The organism is Pseudomonas sp. D3, assembly GCF_029320995.1.
Taxonomy (GTDB): Bacteria; Pseudomonadota; Gammaproteobacteria; order Pseudomonadales; family Pseudomonadaceae; genus Aquipseudomonas; species Aquipseudomonas paraveronii.
In genome coordinates, this window is the sequence record NZ_CP119772.1 from 1865582 (window position 1) to 1882314 (window position 16733).

Genomic DNA, 16733 nt, shown 5'->3' on the forward strand with positions numbered 1-16733 from the left:
AGGTGTTGCAAAGGGGTGCGGCGATCAGTGCTGGATCTCTCGATCCCGGTCCAGTTGGTATGGCAGCTCAAGCAGTTGCAAGCCGGGACCTTCGAGGGTGCCTAAATGCACATCGCCACTCTCGGCAGCTTCGGCTTGCAGCACGGCCAGAAGTTCAACCCCTTGGTCAGCTTTTGCCGCGATCACCACTTCGCCGATCGAACTGTTGTGGCTGGGAGAAAACAGTGGGGTGCCGGGCTCGGGCAATTCAGTGGCATTCAGGCTCAGGCGGTACAGGCGACGCTTGAGCTTGCCCAGGTACTGCATGCGCGCGACGATTTCCTGGCCGGTGTAGCAGCCTTTCTTGAAGCTGACGCCGCCCACGGCCTGCAGGTTGAGCATCTGTGGGATAAACAGCTCGCGGGTCTGCGGCATGACCTGGCCGATGCCGGCGCGGACCTGGCCCAGCAGCCATTCATTCAAGTCAGCCTGTTGCAACTGCGCGGCCAATTGGCTGCGCACGGCTTCGGCTTGCTCGGCGGGCGCCCAAAGTTCGATGCGACCTGGGGATACGCGGATGGCGATCAACTGTTCGCTGCGGGCGACGCTGTCGGTCGCGGCTGGCAGCTCCAGACCGAGGCTTGCCAGCGCCTGATCCGCGTCCTCCAGGCCGAAACGCACCCAGGCGGCGCTTTCGTCGGTGAGTTTGGATTTGGAGAACACCGCGTACTTCTTCAGGTCCGCCAGTTGCGGTTCCAGCAACTCGGTGGCCATGGCAAGCAGCACGCCATCACTTTGCAACAGGATGCGAAAGCTCGACTGCATGCGGCCTTTTTGCGTGCAGCGCGCGCCGAGGCTGGCCTGAGTGTCGCTCAGATAATTAAGGTTACAGGTGAGTTGGCCCTGCAAGAACTTGGCAGCGTCGGCACCGCGGACGGCGAGAACGCCTTCGTGGGTGATGGGGCAGAAGAAAGCAGAGTCAGCCATGGGTCATCGCAGGTCAAAAAGTCTAGGTGCATCATAGAGGGGCGCCCGGCAAATGGATAGTTTCTGTAGGGTGCGACCAAAGCCGACTGTTCCGGTGCCTTAGGGCCTGTATACTTGCGATCTATTTGAGGAGCGTTCCATGGTCGAAGATGTAGAACTTAATCGCCTCTACTGGCACAGCCGTCGCGGCATGCTTGAGCTGGATGTGTTGTTGGTGCCGTTCGTCAGAGAGGTTTACTCGACCCTCAACCAAGTGGATCGCGACTGTTACGTCCGCCTGCTGGAATGCGAAGACCAGGACATGTTCGGCTGGTTCATGGAACGTGCCGAATCGGAAGACCCGGAGCTGCAGCGTATGGTTCGGATGATTCTGGATCGTGTCCAGCCCAAGTAATCCCGTCTTCGAATGCCGCTGGCAGGCCTCGCGGCGTTTGCTGGCGGCCTATCTCCTTGCCCAGTCGTTCGCGCTGGGTGCGCTGCTGCTTCTCGACCTGCCTTATTCAAGCCTTGGCCTGTTGCTGTGCCTGGCTCACGCCGCCTGGGTTGTCCCGCGCCATATCCGGCTGACTCACCGTTCGTCGATTCGCGGCCTGCGCCGTGATGAAAACGGGTGGCAGCTATGGAGCGCTGCGCGTGGCTGGCACCGCGTGCAGCTACGTCCCGATAGCCTGGCGCTGCCGTTGATCGTAGTGCTGCGCTATCGGGTACAGGGCGAATGGGCGGTGCGGTCGATCTGCGTGCCCAGCGATTCGCAGGCCGCCGATGTCCACCGGCGCCTGCGGGTTCGCCTGAAGTTCAGTCGCCGTAGGTGGTTGGCACCAGAATAGTGTCCCGGGCCTCGGGCAGCATCTGCGGGTAGTCGAGCGTGTAATGCAGGCCCCGGCTTTCCTTGCGCTCCATGGCCGAGCGGATCATCAGTTCGGCCACTTGGGCCAGGTTGCGCAACTCAATCAAGTCGCGGCTGACTTTATAGTTGCTGTAGAACTCGTCGATCTCATCCAGCAACAGGCGCACGCGGTGTTGCGCGCGTTGCAGGCGTTTGTTGGTGCGCACGATGCCTACGTAGTCCCACATGAATCGCCGCAGTTCGTCCCAGTTGTGGGCGATGATCACGTCTTCGTCTGAATCGGTCACCTGGCTGGCGTCCCAGCGGGGCAGGGCGTCGGGTACGGTGATGTGCGGCAGTTGTTCAAGAATGTCTGCCGCCGCCGAACGCGCATAGACGAAACATTCGAGCAGCGAGTTGCTGGCCATGCGGTTGGCGCCGTGCAGGCCGGTGAAGCTGGTTTCGCCGATTGCGTACAGGCCGGGAACGTCGGTGCGCCCGTGTTGGTCGACCATCACGCCGCCGCAGGTGTAGTGCGCGGCCGGCACCACCGGAATCGGGCCTTTGGTGATGTCGATATTGAAAGTCAGGCAGCGCTCGTAGACCGTCGGGAAGTGGGTCTTGATGAATGCTTCGGGTTTGTGGCTGATGTCCAGGTAGACGCAGTCGATGCCCAGGCGCTTCATTTCATGGTCGATGGCGCGGGCGACGATGTCGCGCGGCGCCAGTTCGGCGCGCGGGTCGAAGCGCTGCATGAAGCGCTCGCCATTCGGCAGTTTCAAGTGTGCGCCTTCGCCGCGCAGGGCTTCGGTGATCAGGAAACTCTTGGCCTGCGGGTGGTACAGGCAGGTGGGGTGGAACTGGTTGAATTCCAGGTTGGCCACCCGGCAGCCCGAGCGCCAGGCCATGGCGATGCCGTCGCCACAGGCACCGTCGGGGTTGCTGGTATAGAGATAGACCTTGGCCGCGCCGCCCGAGGCGAGAAGGGTGAAGCGGGCGCCGTAGGTGTCGACTTCGCCGCTGTTGCGGTTGAGCACGTAGGCGCCGAGGCAGCGCTCGCCCGACAGGCCCAGGCGTTTCTCGGTGATCAGGTCGACGGCGACCCGTTGCTCCAGCAATTCGATGTTCGGGCGTTGGCGGGCTTGTTCGAGCAGGGTCTTGAAGATCGCGGCACCGGTGGCGTCGGCGGCGTGGATGATGCGCCGATGGCTGTGCCCGCCTTCGCGGGTCAGGTGGAACTCGAAGCCGCCGTCATCAGTGCCCGCGTGATCATCACGGGTAAACGGCACACCTTGGTCGATCAGCCATTGAATGGCTTCGCGGCTATGTTCGACGGTAAAGCGCACCGCGTCTTCGTGGCACAGGCCGCCGCCGGCGTTGAGGGTGTCATCGATGTGGGACTGCACCGTGTCGGTGTCGTCCAGTACGGCGGCAACACCGCCCTGGGCCCAGAACGTCGAGCCATTGGCCAGGTCGCCTTTACTCAGCACTGCAATGCGCAGGTGGCTGGGGAGGGTCAGCGCAAGGCTTAAGCCGGCTGCGCCGCTGCCGATCACCAGGACATCGTGTTGAAACTGTTGGCTCATTTGAAGGATTCCGCAAAAAGCGATCCACAGGGGCTGGCGCAAACAGGACGCCTGGATCGGCGAATCAAAGGGTCACACGGGCTACTAGTATATAGAGGGGGGGAGCGGCACAATAGCCGCGCATTCGTGGCAATGTGAAATTACGGTGCACGGCCAAGGTAAATAGACCGGTTATTGAAGTGGGAACTTTTTGCATAAGCCCCGACTCAATAGCAGGTTGCCCGAAAGCTGGGAAAACGTTGAGTTTATTGGCCCGTCGGGAGCATTGGACGCGTCAGGAAACCGGCGACAAGATTATTCGCGCAGCCGGCGTTGCCCGCGCTGCGTTTTTCGTGTGTGCCAAATCAGTGCATGCCGGAAACTTGCTTGGAGGGGAGAACTTTTGCGAAAAGTACGAGTCTATGTTTGCAAGCCTGATCGTTCAGTTATGCAAGCCTCCTTTAAGTACAACGAGGAGTGTTCATGCTAACCCAGGAAGAGGATCAGCAGCTGGTCGAGCGCGTTCAACGCGGCGACAAGCGAGCTTTTGATCTGCTAGTGCTGAAATACCAGCACAAAATTCTCGGGTTGATCGTGCGGTTTGTGCACGACACCCATGAAGCGCAGGACGTTGCACAGGAAGCCTTTATCAAGGCATACCGTGCACTGGGCAATTTTCGCGGTGACAGTGCGTTTTACACGTGGCTCTACCGCATCGCCATCAACACGGCGAAGAACTATCTGGTGTCTCGCGGACGCCGCCCACCGGATAGTGATGTCAGTTCGGAAGATGCAGAATTTTACGATGGTGATCACGGCCTCAAAGATCTCGAGTCGCCGGAGCGTGCATTGCTGCGCGACGAGATCGAAGGCACCGTCCATCGCACTATTCAGCAACTGCCAGAAGATTTGCGTACTGCGTTAACTTTACGTGAATTCGATGGTCTGAGTTATGAAGACATTGCGAGCGTCATGCAGTGTCCGGTGGGGACTGTAAGGTCACGGATTTTCCGGGCCCGGGAAGCCATCGATAAAGCCTTGCAACCGTTGTTGCAGGAAAACTAAAGACAGCGGCGACAGCCAAGAGAGGAACCGCCATGAGTCGTGATGCCCTGCAGGAATCGCTGTCCGCAGTGATGGATAACGAAGCGGATGAACTGGAACTTCGTCGGGTGCTCAACGCATTCGATGATGCCGAAACCCGTGATACCTGGTCTCGTTACCAAGTCGCTCGGGCGGTGATGCACAAGGATCTTCTAATCCCTCGTCTGGATATTGCTGCGGCCGTTTCTGCTGCACTGGCTGATGAAGCCGTTCCGGCAAAAGCTGCACGGGGTCCATGGCGTAGCCTGGGTCGCCTGGCAGTGGCCGCCTCGGTGACTGTTGCCGTACTGGCCGGTGTTCGCCTGTACAACCAGGACGAAATCGCCGGTGCCGAACTGGCCCAGCAGACTCAGCAACCGATCATGGCGGGTCCGCAAGTCAAAGGCCCCGCCGTACTGGCAGGCTACAAGGAAAGCTCCGACACTACCGGCCCGATGGCGAACGGTGTGCTTCAAGGGCAATCCGGCTGGCAAGATCAGCGTCTTCCAGGCTACCTGCGCCAACACGCACAGGAATCAGCCTTGAAAGGCACTGAAAGCGCTCTGCCATATGCTCGTGCGGCAAGCCTGGAAAACCGCTAAACCGTTGAGGAGCCCTATGCGCGCCATACCGCTCCTTACGCTTTTGCTCGGTGGTTGGTTTGCACTCCCCGCCCATGCTGATGAAGCCCAAGACTGGCTGACTCGACTTGGGCGTGCAGAGCAACAGCAAAGCTTCCAAGGTACGTTCGTCTACGAGCGTAACGGAAATTTTTCTACCCATGACATCTGGCATCGTGTCCAGGACGGTCAGGTCCGCGAGCGGCTTTTGCAGCTCGATGGTTCGGCTCAGGAAGTCGTGCGGGTAGACGGTCGGACGCAATGCGTCAGCGGTACTCTTGTCGCCGGCCTCGGCAATTCGCGTGATGCACCGTCACGTGCGCTTGATCCGCAAAAACTCACGCAATTCTACGAACTGGCCGTCATCGGCAAATCTCGCGTGGCCGGTCGAAATGCGGTGATTGTATCGATCACCCCACGTGACCAATACCGCTATGGTTTTGAGTTGCACCTGGACCGGGATACCGCGTTGCCTCTTAAATCCCTGCTGTTGAACGACCAGGGGCAGTTGCTGGAGCGTTTCCAGTTCACCCGATTGAACACCTCGGTCACGCCGGATGATCGCGACTTGCAACCTACTGGCGATTGCACGCCGATTGCAGTCGCTACGGCTAAAACGGCAGAGGTGCAACCTACCGAAGAATGGCATCTGGAATGGCTGCCGCCGGGTTTTCAGCTAACCAACAGCAGTGCGCGCAAAGACACCCAGACCAAAGCGACGGTCGACAGTCGGATGTATGAAGATGGGTTGGCACGGTTTTCGGTGTTCCTTGAACCGATCAGCGGGGCAAGCGTTACGGAGACCCGTACCCAGTTGGGCCCGACGGTGGCGGTGTCGCGTCGGCTGAATACGGTGGATGGCGAAATGATGGTCACGGTGGTTGGCGAAATTCCCATCGGCACCGCTGAGCGCCTCGCGCTGTCGGTGCGCGTTGAAAAAATGCCTGCCGCCAAGCCGTGAATCGTTAATCTTATGTTCATCCTGGCCTTTCACTCTAATTCCATGCGAGGTTGGCTGCCGATAGACATGAAATGTCTGGATCAGCATTTTCACTTGCAAAAATCCCTCATGTTTTTTATAGGTCAAGGCTTGTCGGCGCTGACCTTGTTTTGTTCGCGGAACAGAGATGTCGGTCGCAGTTTCCGGCGTTTTTTGAACCCTGTCGCTCAACCCTGCACGTCGTAACGGGAGCTGTATGTCGATACCACGCTTGAAGTCTTACTTATCCATAGTCGCCACGGTGCTGGTGCTGGGGCAGGCCGTGCCCGCGCTAGCGGCCGAACTGCCTGATTTCACCCAATTGGTCGAGCAGGCCTCGCCTGCCGTGGTGAACATCAGTACCACGCAAAAACTGCCAGAGCGCAAAGTCTCCGACCAGCAGACGCCGGACCTGGAAGGCCTGCCGCCGATGCTGCGCGAGTTCTTCGAGCGTGGTATGCCGCAACAACGCGCGCCCCGTGGCGGTGGTCAGCGTGAAGCGCAGTCCCTCGGCTCCGGCTTCATCATCTCGCCCGATGGCTACATCCTGACCAACAACCACGTGATTACCGGTGCTGACGAGATCATCGTCCGCCTGGCTGACCGTAGTGAATTAAAAGCCAAGCTGGTCGGCACCGACCCACGTTCCGACGTGGCGTTGCTGAAAATCGACGGCAAAGACCTGCCTGTACTGAAACTGGGCAAGTCCCAAGACCTGAAAGCCGGACAGTGGGTCGTGGCTATCGGTTCGCCGTTTGGCTTTGACCACACCGTGACGCAAGGCATCGTCAGCGCTATCGGGCGCAGCCTGCCCAACGAAAACTACGTGCCGTTCATCCAGACCGACGTGCCGATCAACCCGGGTAACTCCGGCGGTCCGTTGTTCAACCTGAACGGTGAAGTGGTTGGCATCAACTCCCAGATCTACACGCGCTCCGGTGGCTTCATGGGCGTGTCGTTTGCCATCCCGATCGACGTGGCCATGGACGTTTCAAACCAGCTGAAAAGCGGCGGCAAGGTCAGCCGTGGCTGGTTGGGCGTGGTGATCCAGGAAGTGAACAAGGACCTGGCTGAATCCTTCGGCCTCGACAAGCCGGCCGGTGCGCTGGTTGCACAGATCCAGGACGACGGCCCGGCTGCCAAAGGTGGCCTGCAAGTCGGCGATGTGATTCTGAGCATGAACGGCCAACCGATCGTCATGTCGGCAGACCTGCCGCACCTGGTGGGCGCGCTCAAGGCGGGCAGCAAGGCCAAGTTGGAAGTGATCCGCGAAGGCAAGCGCCAGAACGTTGAGCTCACCGTCGGTGCCATCCCTGAAGAAGGTGCGACCCTGGATGCCCTGGGGAATACCAAGCCGGGCGCCGAGCGCAGCAGCAACCGCCTTGGCATTGCCGTGGCCGAGCTGACGGATGAGCAGAAGAAAACCTTCGACCTGAAAAGCGGCGTGGTGATCAAGGAAGTGCAGGACGGTCCTGCTGCCTTGATTGGCCTGCAGCCAGGCGATGTGATTACTCACCTGAACAATCAGGCCATCGACTCCACCAAGCAGTTCACCGACATCGCCAAGGCGCTGCCGAAGAACCGTTCGGTATCGATGCGTGTCCTGCGTCAGGGCCGTGCCAGCTTCATTACCTTCAAGCTGGCCGAGTAACCGGCCAATAAAAAGCCCCGCCTTCGTTTAACGAGGGCGGGGCTTTTTTGTAGGCGATGGGTTTAGCTCATCATCCCTTTCACCAGGCGTTCCTGTTCGATCAACTCACGCTGGCGTGCGTCGATACGCGACGACAGTGGGAAGTTGCTGCCGGCACGGCGCTTGGCGAAGTCCAGTTGTTGAATGGCTTGCTGGAAATCGCCGACCAGGGCGAAGTACTCGGCGCGCGCCTGATGCAGGCCGATGATGTTGCCGGACAAACCGCGCGTCTCGGCGACTTGGTACCACACGTCCGGATCGTCCGGGCGCGACTTGAGCAAGCCGTCCAGGGCTTTTTCCGCATCGGCGGTACGGTTCTGTTTAAGCAAAAGGTCCACTCGCACCTGGTTCAGCGGATAGTTGCCGGGGTATTGGGTGAGCATCCGGTCAGTGCGCTGCTGGGCGTCCGGCAAGCGGTTGTTAGTGATGTCCAGCTCGATCTGCGCCAGGTTGTAGGTAATGTCGTTGGGCGACTTGGCCAACAACGGGGCCAGGTTTTCCCGGGCTTCCTTGAGTTTGGTGCCCTTGATTTGGGCGATGGCCAGACCATAACGCGCCACGTCGTTTTTCGGATTTTCATCCAGTTGGGCCTGGAAGCGCTTGGCAGCGAGGCCTGGCGTGTCTTCGTATTTCAACTGCACCCGTGCGCGAATCAATTGATAGCGCAAGCTGTCTTCCGTGCCGCCGGGCTTGGCCTGTTCGGCGCGGTTGCGGGTGTCGGCGATGCGCGACTCTGTCACCGGGTGAGTCAGCAGGAATTCCGGCGGTTTGGCGTCGAAGCGGTATTGACGCATCAGGCGTTCGAACATGGTCGGCATGGAGCGTGGGTCGTAACCGGCTTTCTCCAGGTTGAGGATGCCGATGCGGTCCGCCTCTTGTTCGTTCTGGCGTGAGAACCGTCGTTGTTCCTGGATCGCGGCTGCCTGAGTGCCGGCAATCGCGGCAATACCGGCATCGCCCGCACCGGCTGCGGCGGCAATGATGCCGCCGAGCATCGCGGCCATCATCGGGATCTGCATGCGCTGTTGCGCTTCGACGCCCCGGGCGAAGTGGCGCTGAGACAAGTGAGCCAATTCGTGGGCCAGCACCGAGGCGTATTCACCTTCGGTCTGAGCGTTGAGGAACAGCCCGCCATTGACCCCGACTATACCGCCAGGCGCGGCAAAGGCGTTGAGCTGCGGGCTATCGATCAGGATGAATTCCAGGCGGCGGTCATTGACCTGGCTGGTCTCCACCAGCTTGTACACGCTGGTTTCGACGTAATCCTTGAGCTGCGGATCGTTGAGCTGCGAGACCTGGCCGCGCAAGTAGGCAAGCCAGGCGCGCCCCAGTTGGTATTCCTGTTGTGGCGAGACAATGGCAGAACTGGCGTCGCCAAGAGACGGCAGGTCGTCAGCGAAGCCCGGGGAGGCCAGCAGGCAGGCCAGCGTCAGCAGGGTGGGGCGCAAAAAAGTCATGCACAGAGCCTTTCGACAAAGAGCTTACTGTAGCCGGACACTGAGCTTCGGACCAGATATTCTAAGCAGCCTGAACGCTTGCCCGGAGTAAAACCATGACCGACGCTGTAGCCTTTGATGCCGAACTCGATGCCAGCGGCCTCAATTGCCCGTTGCCCTTGCTCAAGGCCAAGCTGGAGCTCAATCGATTGGCCAGCGGCGCAGTGCTCAAGGTGATTGCCACGGATGCTGGCTCCCAGCGTGATTTTCGCACCTTTGCCAGGCTGGCCGGCCACACTCTGCTGCATGAAGAAGACGTCGCCGGTGTCTACCGTTATTGGTTGCGCAAGGCCTGAACTGTTCGCCCCACCACCCGAGGTTGATTGATGTTCAAAGTGTTACGAGACTGGATTCAGCGCTACTTCTCCGACGAGGAGGCCGTGGTGCTGGCGGTCCTGCTGTTCCTGGCCTTTACCGCCGTTCTCACCCTGGGTGGCATGCTCGCCCCGGTGCTGGCAGGGATGGTGCTGGCCTACCTGATGCAGGGACTGGTCACCACCCTGGAGCGTCTGCGTTTACCGGGCGCGGCGGCAGTGGGGCTGGTATTCGCCTTGTTCATGGGGCTGTTGCTGGTGTTTATCGTGGTGGTCGTGCCGTTGCTATGGCATCAGTTGATCACCTTGTTCAACGAGTTGCCCGGCATGCTTGCCAAATGGCAGTCGTTGTTGCTGCTGTTGCCGGAGCGCTACCCGCACTTGGTGTCGGATGAGCAGGTACTGCAAGCCATCGAAGTGGCGCGCGGCGAGATCGGAAAGTTCGGGCAATGGGCGCTGACCTTTTCCCTGTCCAGCCTGCCGTTACTCGTCAACATCATGATTTATCTGGTGCTGGTGCCGATCCTGGTGTTTTTCTTCCTCAAGGACCGCGCGATGATCGGCCGCTGGGTCAGTGGCTATCTGCCGCGTGAGCGGGCGTTGATCACGCGGGTAGCCGAGGAGATGAACCGGCAGATCGCCAACTACATCCGTGGCAAGGTCATCGAGATCATCATCTGTGGCGGGGTTACCTACATCGCCTTTATTGCCCTGGACCTGAACTACGCGGCCCTGCTGGCACTGTTGGTCGGTATTTCAGTGGTGGTGCCGTATGTCGGCGCTGTGGTGGTGACGGTGCCGGTCACATTGATCGCCTTGTTCCAGTGGGGCTGGAGCGATCAGTTCATCTACCTGATGGCGGTGTACGGCATCATCCAGACCCTGGACGGCAATGTGCTGGTGCCGCTGCTGTTCTCGGAGGCAGTCAACCTGCATCCGGTAGCGATCATCTGCGCGGTATTGTTGTTTGGCGGGTTGTGGGGGTTCTGGGGGGTGTTCTTTGCGATCCCCCTGGCGACGCTGTTCAAGGCGGTGCTGGATGCGTGGCCGCGGCAGGAACCGGTGGTGGCGCCCTTACTCTGATGAGAGGAGAGGGCGCGTGCGCCCTCTCCCTATAATGCTCAGGCGCTGTGCAACGCTTTGGCTGCCGCCAGCACCGCGTCCACATGCCCCGGCACTTTCACGCCACGCCATTCCTGGCGCAGCACGCCATCGGTGTCGATCAGGAAGGTGCTGCGATCTACGCCCAGGTATTCCTTGCCGTACAGCTTCTTCAGCTTGATCACGTCAAACAGTTGGCAAACCGCTTCGTCCTTGTCGCTGATCAGCTCGAAAGGAAACGCCTGCTTGGCCTTGAAATTCTCGTGGGACTTCACGCTGTCGCGCGACACGCCAAACACTTCGGTGTTGGCGGCCTTGAACGCTGCGTACTGGTCACGGAAACCCTGGCCCTCGGTGGTGCAGCCCGGGGTGCTGTCCTTCGGGTAGAAGTAGATCACCACTTGCTTGCCTTTGAGGGCTTTGATGCTGAAGGTTTGGCCACTGGTGGCCTGGGCTTCGAAATCGGCTACGGATTTGTCGATGACTACCGCCATGGGGACTTCCTTACATTGGGTTCTGTGGGCGCCACGGCTCGATCAATGCGTCGAGGTTCAGCGCATCGGCGAAGTCCAGGAACTGGTCGCGCAGCCAACTGATCTGCACGCCGGCCGGCAAGGTCACGGTGAACGTGGCGTTGAGCATGGTGCCGCCGGTTTGCGGCGCCTGGTAGGTGTCGCAGGTGAGGTTTTCCAGTTCGACGTTTTGGTCGATAAAGAACTGGCACAACTCGTTGACGATGTCCGAGCGGTAGGCAGAACTGACGTACGCCACATAAGGCAGGGCCTGTGGGCGATTTTCCAGCGCGGCACTGCGTACCACATTGACGGTGAAGTTGTGCTTCTTGGCCAGGCCCGGCAAGCCGGTCTCCAGGCGCGCCAAAGCATCCCATGTGCCGGAAATCTGCAGCACCAGCGCGCTGCACTCGCCATGGCGCGTGAGGCGGGAGGTTACGACGGCGCAGCGGTTTTCATGGCTGGCGCGGCACAGGACGTTGGTCAGCTCCATGGGGTTGGCGCCGAGGGCACTGATAACAAGGAATTGTTCGCGAACTGTGGGGGTGGACATGCAGCCTTCCTAAAACGATGAGCGGTCGATACGGTGAGGGCTGTATCGATCAAAGCATGAAGGGTAGCGAAAAGCGTCGCCAAGGGATAGGAGGTGGCGTTTTCATTGCGTGATCAGCGGCTTTTTACTCCGCCTCGACCCGTACTTTCACGCAATGATGGCATTGCCCGTCGTTTAGTTGATCCAGAACGCGTCCTCAGGCGGTACTTCGCTTGTACAAGCATCTTGGCGCCAGTACCATTACGGCTCTCTTTTTCCGGCAGGAGCGGTTGCATGATTGCGGGCAGTATGGTGGCACTGGTCACACCCATGGATGCACAAGGTCGTCTCGACTGGGATAGCCTGGGCAAACTGGTGGACTTCCACCTGCAAGAGGGCACCAACGCCATTGTGGCGGTCGGCACCACAGGTGAATCGGCCACCCTCGACGTGGAAGAACACATCCAGGTTATCGAGTTCGTGGTCAAGCGTGTCGCGGGCCGTATCGCCGTGATCGCCGGTACGGGCGCCAACTCGACGCGCGAAGCGATCGAGCTGACCAAAAACGCCAAGAAGGCCGGCGCCGACGCCTGCCTGCTGGTGACCCCGTACTACAACAAACCGACCCAGGAAGGCCTTTACCAGCACTTCCGCACCATTGCCGAAGCGGTCGATATCCCGCAGATCCTCTACAACGTGCCGGGTCGCACCGCGTGCGACATGAAGGCCGAGACGGTGATCCGCCTGTCCACCGTGCCAAACATCATCGGTATCAAGGAAGCCACCGGCGACCTGCAACGCGCCAAGGACATCCTGGCCGGCGTGAGCAGCGACTTCCTGGTGTATTCCGGTGACGATGCCACCGCTGTCGAGCTGATCCTGCTGGGCGGCAAGGGCAACATCTCGGTGACCGCCAACGTGGCCCCGCGCGCCATGAGTGACATGTGCGCCGCCGCCCTCGCCGGCGATGCCGTGACCGCGCGTGCGATCCACGAGAAGTTGATGCCGCTCAACAAGACACTGTTTATCGAATCCAACCCTATCCCCGTGAAATGGGCGCTGTTTGAAATGGGCATGATGCCGGACGGTATCCGTCTGCCGCTCACCCGTCTCAGCGAAGCCTGTCACGAACCGCTGCGACAGGCCCTGCGCCAGTCCGGCGTCCTGGTTTAATTGAGGAAGCACTACGCATGAAGCGATTGGCCGGACTTTCCGCACTTGCCTTGATTATCTCCAGCACCAGTGGCTGCGGTTGGATCTGGGGCCCGGAAGGCTACTTCCGTGACCGCGGCAGCGATTACCTGGAAGCACAAGCAACCAAACCGATGCAACTGCCGCCGGACGTCAGCGTCGCCAAGCGCCTTGATCCGTTGCTGCCGATTCCGCGCAATGTCGCCGACGACACCGCCAAGGGTGAGTACGTGGTGCCGCGTCCACAGCCGATCTCGGCCGTGGCGAATACCAGCGACTACAGCCTGCAGAAGAGCGGCGACTCGCGCTGGATCGTGGCGCAGCGCCCACCTGCCGAAGTCTGGCCGGTGGCGGTGCAGTTCTTCCAGGACAACGGTTTCCGTATCGACGAGCAGCGTCCGCAGACGGGTGAGTTCACTACAGCGTGGCAGCAAGGCAGCGAGCTGTCGGCCAGCATGGCCAAGCGCCTGCAGTCCGGTGGCGTCGCCGCTGACGCCGAAGCCCGCGTGCGCGTGCGCATCGAGCCTGGTGTGCAGCGCAATACCAGTGAAGTCTATGTGGTCAGCGCCGAGCGTCCGGCTGGCAGCACCTCCAACGTCGAGTTCACCAATCGCTCGGTCAACACTGGCGTCGATGCTGCACTGGTCGACGAGATGCTGGCCAGCATGAGCCGTATCTCCGAGAAGGGCGGTTCTATCTCCCTGCTCGCCGCGCGTGATTACGACACCCCGAGCCGCGTCAGCCTCACCGAAGACGGCAGCGGCAACGTGGTGCTGAACCTGGGTGAAGACCTGGACCGTGCCTGGGCCAGTGTTGGTCGCGCGTTGGAACAAGGCCCTTGGCGTGTTGAAGACATCAACCGCAGCCTGGGCCTGTACTACATCAACGTGGCGGAAAAAGCCGAGAAGAAAGACGACGAGCCAGGTTTCTTCAGCAAGTTGTTCGGCAGCGCTCCTACCAAGGAAGAGATCGAAACCCGCGCCGAGCGTTATCAGATTCGTTTGAGCAAGGTTGGCGAAAGCGTGCAAGTCACCGTCGAGAAGAACATCAACACCGTTGCGCCGGCTGAAACAGCGCGCAAAGTGTTGGGCGTGATTCAGGACAACCTGGGCTGATCCGATGCGTTTTGCCGTTCTCGGCAGCGGTAGCCAAGGGAACGGCACGCTGGTCGCTCATGACGACACGTATGTGCTGGTGGATTGTGGTTTCTCGTTAAGAGAAACCGAGCGGCGCCTGTTGCGCTTGGGGGTTCACCCCTCGCAGCTGAGCGCGATTCTGGTGACCCACGAACATGCAGACCATGTGCATGGCGTGGGTTTGCTGTCTCGGCGCTACAATCTTCCGGTGTACCTGAGTCGCGGCACTTTGCGCGGGATGCGCAAACCCATTGAACCCGCAGGCTTCCTGGCTGGTGGCGAGCAACTGCAGATCGGTGCCTTGAGCATTGATGTGATTGCCGTGGCGCATGACGCCCAGGAGCCGACGCAGTATGTATTCAGTGGCGGTGAGCGACGTTTCGGCGTACTTACCGACCTGGGTTCCTACTGCGCCAACGTGCTGGACGGCTACCGGAACCTCGATGCATTGATGATCGAGTCCAACCACTGCCGAGATTTGCTGGCTCGCGGTCATTACCCGTACTTCCTCAAGCAACGGGTGGGCGGCGAACTGGGGCATTTGAACAACCACCAGGCGGCGTACCTGGTGTATGAGTTGGGCTGGCAAGACCTGCAACACCTGGTCCTGGCCCATCTGAGCAGCAAGAACAACCTGCCGCAGCTGGCCCGGCAATGTTTTGTCGATACCCTTGGGTGCGACCCGGACTGGCTGCAACTGGCCGATCAAGATTCAGGGCTCGACTGGCGACACATCGCCTAGCCCACCTCACTCAAAGCGGAGCCCATCATGGAAAAACGTGAAGAACTCTACCGCGGCAAAGCCAAGTCGGTGTACAAGACCGACGACGCCAACCGCCTGATCCTGCTGTTTCGCAACGACACTTCGGCGTTCGACGGCAAGCGCATCGAACAACTTGATCGCAAGGGCATGGTGAACAACAAGTTCAACGCGTTCATCATGCAAAAACTCGAAGCGGCAGGCATTCCGACCCAATTCGACAAGCTGTTGGGCGACAACGAGTGCCTGGTCAAGAAGCTGGACATGATTCCGGTTGAATGCGTCGTGCGTAACTACGCCGCCGGCAGCCTGGTCAAGCGCCTGGGCGTGGAAGAGGGCATCAAGCTCAACCCTTACACCTTCGAATTGTTCCTCAAGGACGACGCCAAGGGCGACCCGTTCATCAACGAATCCCACGTTGTGGCGTTCGGCTGGGGCACCGCCGAGCAACTGGCGCGCATGAAGGAATTGTCCCTCAAGGTCAACGACGTCCTGAGCAAACTGTTCGACGACGCCGGCCTGCTGCTGGTCGACTTCAAGCTGGAATTCGGTGTGTTCCACGATGGCTCCATCGTCCTTGGCGACGAGTTCAGCCCGGACGGCTGCCGCCTGTGGGACAAGGACACCAAGAAGAAGATGGACAAAGACCGCTTCCGCCAAGGCCTCGGTGATGTGATCGAAGCCTACGAAGAAGTCGCCAAGCGCCTCGGCGTACCGCTGTAATCGACGCAAGCATCTGATAGCACGGAAAAAAATCGCTTCTGCGCTTTGCTTTCCTGAGATGGGCTGTTATGATGCGCGCCGTTGGAGAGATGCCAGAGTGGCCGAATGGGACGGATTCGAAATCCGTTGTACCTTCACCGGTACCTAGGGTTCGAATCCCTATCTCTCCGCCATATTCAGAAAACCCCTATAATTCAATGAGTTATGGGGGTTTTTCTTTTTCAGTTCTACTACTCCTTTCTACTACTGTCGTGCCGGTGATCTACGTTCCTGTAGGTCTCTAGCTGATGCTGCCTGCTGTATATCTGATCACGTTGATTGCTATGAACTATTACTAGGCTAGGCTGAGTCGTGCTGCCTGCTCTCTGGGTTTTCAGACACGGGCCCCAAACGGAGAAGCGGGTTCATTCGGCAATCAACGGAAGGAAATTTCATGCCTATTTACTATGTCAACAACCAGCCGCAACCGAGGGGCGACCATGAGGTTCACAAAGCAGGGTGCACTTGGATGCCAAGCGATAAGACGTCTCTTGGGGAGCATGTTGGCTGTTCTACGGCAGTCGCATCAGCAAAGAAAATTTATCCCACGGCTGATGGTTGCAAGACCTGTGCTAACGAGTGCCACACCGGCTAGTTAAACGTTTACGAGGGGGCGGACTACCGTCCCTTTTGAGAAGGCTCGTTGAGCGGCAAACATTGCTCGATTTCACTGATGAATTATGGCTTCCTCACCTCCGAACGGGAGGAAGCAACCACCTGCGGAAGTCATCAGAAACGTCACCTTTAGCGGGCTTCCTTTGGTGAGATTGTACCCGGCGCTCTTCTCGGCAAAATATACGTGCAAATCTTGTGTACCCACACCGTCAAGATCTAGGGACACGTCACCCGAATCCACCAATACAACCCTGCCTTTCCATTCCATCCAGTGGTTCTTGTAGTCTCTGGCAAATATGTCTTCTTTCTTTTGATCACTATATTTGCTGTGACATCCGACGGCTGCGTCTACCTGTGCATAGGTGGCATCGCTGAACGGACGGACTTTAGATGTCGTTTCGGACGTGGCAAGGGAGACAGGGCTGGTAGGAGAGTTTTTGATACCTGTGTAGACCACGAATCCCACGATTGCTGCAAGGGCGTAACCTACGATCTGTCGGCCTTCCATAGCGAACTCACATAACTTGTTTGACGGTACTGGCACTTTGTCTTCGCTTGGGGAAAGTTGTCAAGCAAGGCTACTAA

At 59.2% G+C, this 16733-nt stretch carries 18 protein-coding genes and 1 tRNA gene; 13 read left to right on the forward strand and 6 right to left on the reverse strand.

Annotation, left to right across the window (positions count from 1 at the left end; genetic code table 11):
- Positions 1 to 24: 24 nt before the first annotated feature.
- Positions 25 to 966: a folate-binding protein YgfZ gene (locus P3S72_RS08455; protein ID WP_276196966.1), complete on the reverse strand. Its 942-nt coding sequence runs from the start codon at positions 964 to 966 to the stop codon at positions 25 to 27.
- 139 nt (positions 967 to 1105) lie between these two features.
- Between P3S72_RS08455 and P3S72_RS08460 the strand changes: the two genes are divergently transcribed.
- On the forward strand, positions 1106 to 1360 hold the full coding sequence (locus P3S72_RS08460; RefSeq protein WP_247400426.1) for a succinate dehydrogenase assembly factor 2: 255 nt from the start codon (positions 1106 to 1108) through the stop codon (positions 1358 to 1360).
- A complete protein-coding gene (locus tag P3S72_RS08465) occupies positions 1344 to 1793 on the forward strand; it encodes a protein YgfX (RefSeq protein ID WP_276196967.1) in 450 nt (149 codons plus the stop codon). The genes P3S72_RS08460 and P3S72_RS08465 overlap by 17 nt, the downstream gene beginning before the upstream one ends.
- Here the strand turns inward: P3S72_RS08465 and nadB are convergent.
- Positions 1762 to 3378 carry an L-aspartate oxidase gene (nadB, locus tag P3S72_RS08470; RefSeq protein WP_276196968.1) on the reverse strand — a complete coding sequence of 539 codons (1617 nt, stop codon included), beginning with the start codon at positions 3376 to 3378 and terminating at the stop codon, positions 1762 to 1764. The genes P3S72_RS08465 and nadB overlap by 32 nt on opposite strands.
- 462 nt (positions 3379 to 3840) lie before the next feature.
- Between nadB and rpoE the strand changes: the two genes are divergently transcribed.
- From rpoE to P3S72_RS08490, 4 genes are all read left to right on the forward strand, one after another.
- On the forward strand, positions 3841 to 4422 hold the full coding sequence (gene rpoE / locus P3S72_RS08475) for an RNA polymerase sigma factor RpoE (RefSeq protein WP_003172477.1): 582 nt from the start codon (positions 3841 to 3843) through the stop codon (positions 4420 to 4422).
- A 32-nt stretch (positions 4423 to 4454) separates the two neighbouring features.
- On the forward strand, positions 4455 to 5042 hold the full coding sequence (locus P3S72_RS08480; protein ID WP_247400432.1) for an RseA family anti-sigma factor: 588 nt from the start codon (positions 4455 to 4457) through the stop codon (positions 5040 to 5042).
- Between the two features lie 16 nt (positions 5043 to 5058).
- A complete protein-coding gene (locus tag P3S72_RS08485) occupies positions 5059 to 6021 on the forward strand; it encodes a MucB/RseB C-terminal domain-containing protein (protein ID WP_276196969.1) in 963 nt (320 codons plus the stop codon).
- Positions 6022 to 6256: 235 nt separating this feature from the next.
- Complete coding sequence (locus tag P3S72_RS08490; protein WP_276196970.1) at positions 6257 to 7690, forward strand: DegQ family serine endoprotease; 1434 nt, start codon at positions 6257 to 6259, stop codon at positions 7688 to 7690.
- Positions 7691 to 7752: 62 nt separating this feature from the next.
- Here P3S72_RS08490 and P3S72_RS08495 read toward each other — a convergent pair whose 3' ends face one another.
- Positions 7753 to 9186: a M48 family metalloprotease gene (locus tag P3S72_RS08495; protein WP_276196971.1), complete on the reverse strand. Its 1434-nt coding sequence runs from the start codon at positions 9184 to 9186 to the stop codon at positions 7753 to 7755.
- Between the two features lie 95 nt (positions 9187 to 9281).
- On the opposite strand from P3S72_RS08495, the gene P3S72_RS08500 reads away from it, so the two are divergent.
- On the forward strand, positions 9282 to 9521 hold the full coding sequence (locus tag P3S72_RS08500; RefSeq protein ID WP_276196972.1) for a sulfurtransferase TusA family protein: 240 nt from the start codon (positions 9282 to 9284) through the stop codon (positions 9519 to 9521).
- Positions 9522 to 9551: 30 nt separating this feature from the next.
- Entirely contained in the window at positions 9552 to 10622 is a 1071-nt protein-coding gene (locus tag P3S72_RS08505) for an AI-2E family transporter (RefSeq protein ID WP_247400440.1), read from the forward strand.
- 38 nt (positions 10623 to 10660) lie between these two features.
- Here P3S72_RS08505 and P3S72_RS08510 read toward each other — a convergent pair whose 3' ends face one another.
- Both P3S72_RS08510 and P3S72_RS08515 read right to left on the reverse strand, forming a co-directional pair.
- Positions 10661 to 11134: a peroxiredoxin gene (locus P3S72_RS08510; protein ID WP_276196973.1), complete on the reverse strand. Its 474-nt coding sequence runs from the start codon at positions 11132 to 11134 to the stop codon at positions 10661 to 10663.
- Between the two features lie 10 nt (positions 11135 to 11144).
- Positions 11145 to 11705: a glycine cleavage system protein R gene (locus P3S72_RS08515; RefSeq protein ID WP_247400444.1), complete on the reverse strand. Its 561-nt coding sequence runs from the start codon at positions 11703 to 11705 to the stop codon at positions 11145 to 11147.
- Positions 11706 to 11978: 273 nt separating this feature from the next.
- Here P3S72_RS08515 and dapA point away from each other — a divergent pair, with 273 nt between their 5' ends.
- The 5 genes from dapA (at position 11979) to P3S72_RS08540 (ending at position 15667) form a co-directional block, all read left to right on the forward strand.
- Positions 11979 to 12857: a 4-hydroxy-tetrahydrodipicolinate synthase gene (gene dapA / locus P3S72_RS08520; RefSeq protein ID WP_247400446.1), complete on the forward strand. Its 879-nt coding sequence runs from the start codon at positions 11979 to 11981 to the stop codon at positions 12855 to 12857.
- A gap of 17 nt (positions 12858 to 12874) precedes the next feature.
- The gene (bamC, locus tag P3S72_RS08525) at positions 12875 to 13990 is read left to right on the forward strand and encodes an outer membrane protein assembly factor BamC (RefSeq protein WP_276196974.1); all 1116 of its coding nucleotides are present in this window, start codon (positions 12875 to 12877) and stop codon (positions 13988 to 13990) included.
- 4 nt (positions 13991 to 13994) lie between these two features.
- Positions 13995 to 14753 (forward strand): MBL fold metallo-hydrolase, encoded by a 759-nt coding sequence (locus P3S72_RS08530; RefSeq protein WP_247400458.1) that lies wholly within the window; start codon positions 13995 to 13997, stop codon positions 14751 to 14753.
- 27 nt (positions 14754 to 14780) lie between these two features.
- Positions 14781 to 15494, forward strand: a complete 714-nt coding sequence (purC, locus tag P3S72_RS08535; protein WP_247400460.1) for a phosphoribosylaminoimidazolesuccinocarboxamide synthase — start codon at positions 14781 to 14783, stop codon at positions 15492 to 15494.
- A gap of 83 nt (positions 15495 to 15577) precedes the next feature.
- Positions 15578 to 15667, forward strand: a tRNA-Ser gene (locus tag P3S72_RS08540).
- A 533-nt stretch (positions 15668 to 16200) separates the two neighbouring features.
- On the opposite strand, the gene P3S72_RS08545 is transcribed toward P3S72_RS08540, so the two are convergent.
- Entirely contained in the window at positions 16201 to 16656 is a 456-nt protein-coding gene (locus tag P3S72_RS08545; protein ID WP_276196975.1) for a hypothetical protein, read from the reverse strand.
- Positions 16657 to 16733: the final 77 nt, after the last annotated feature.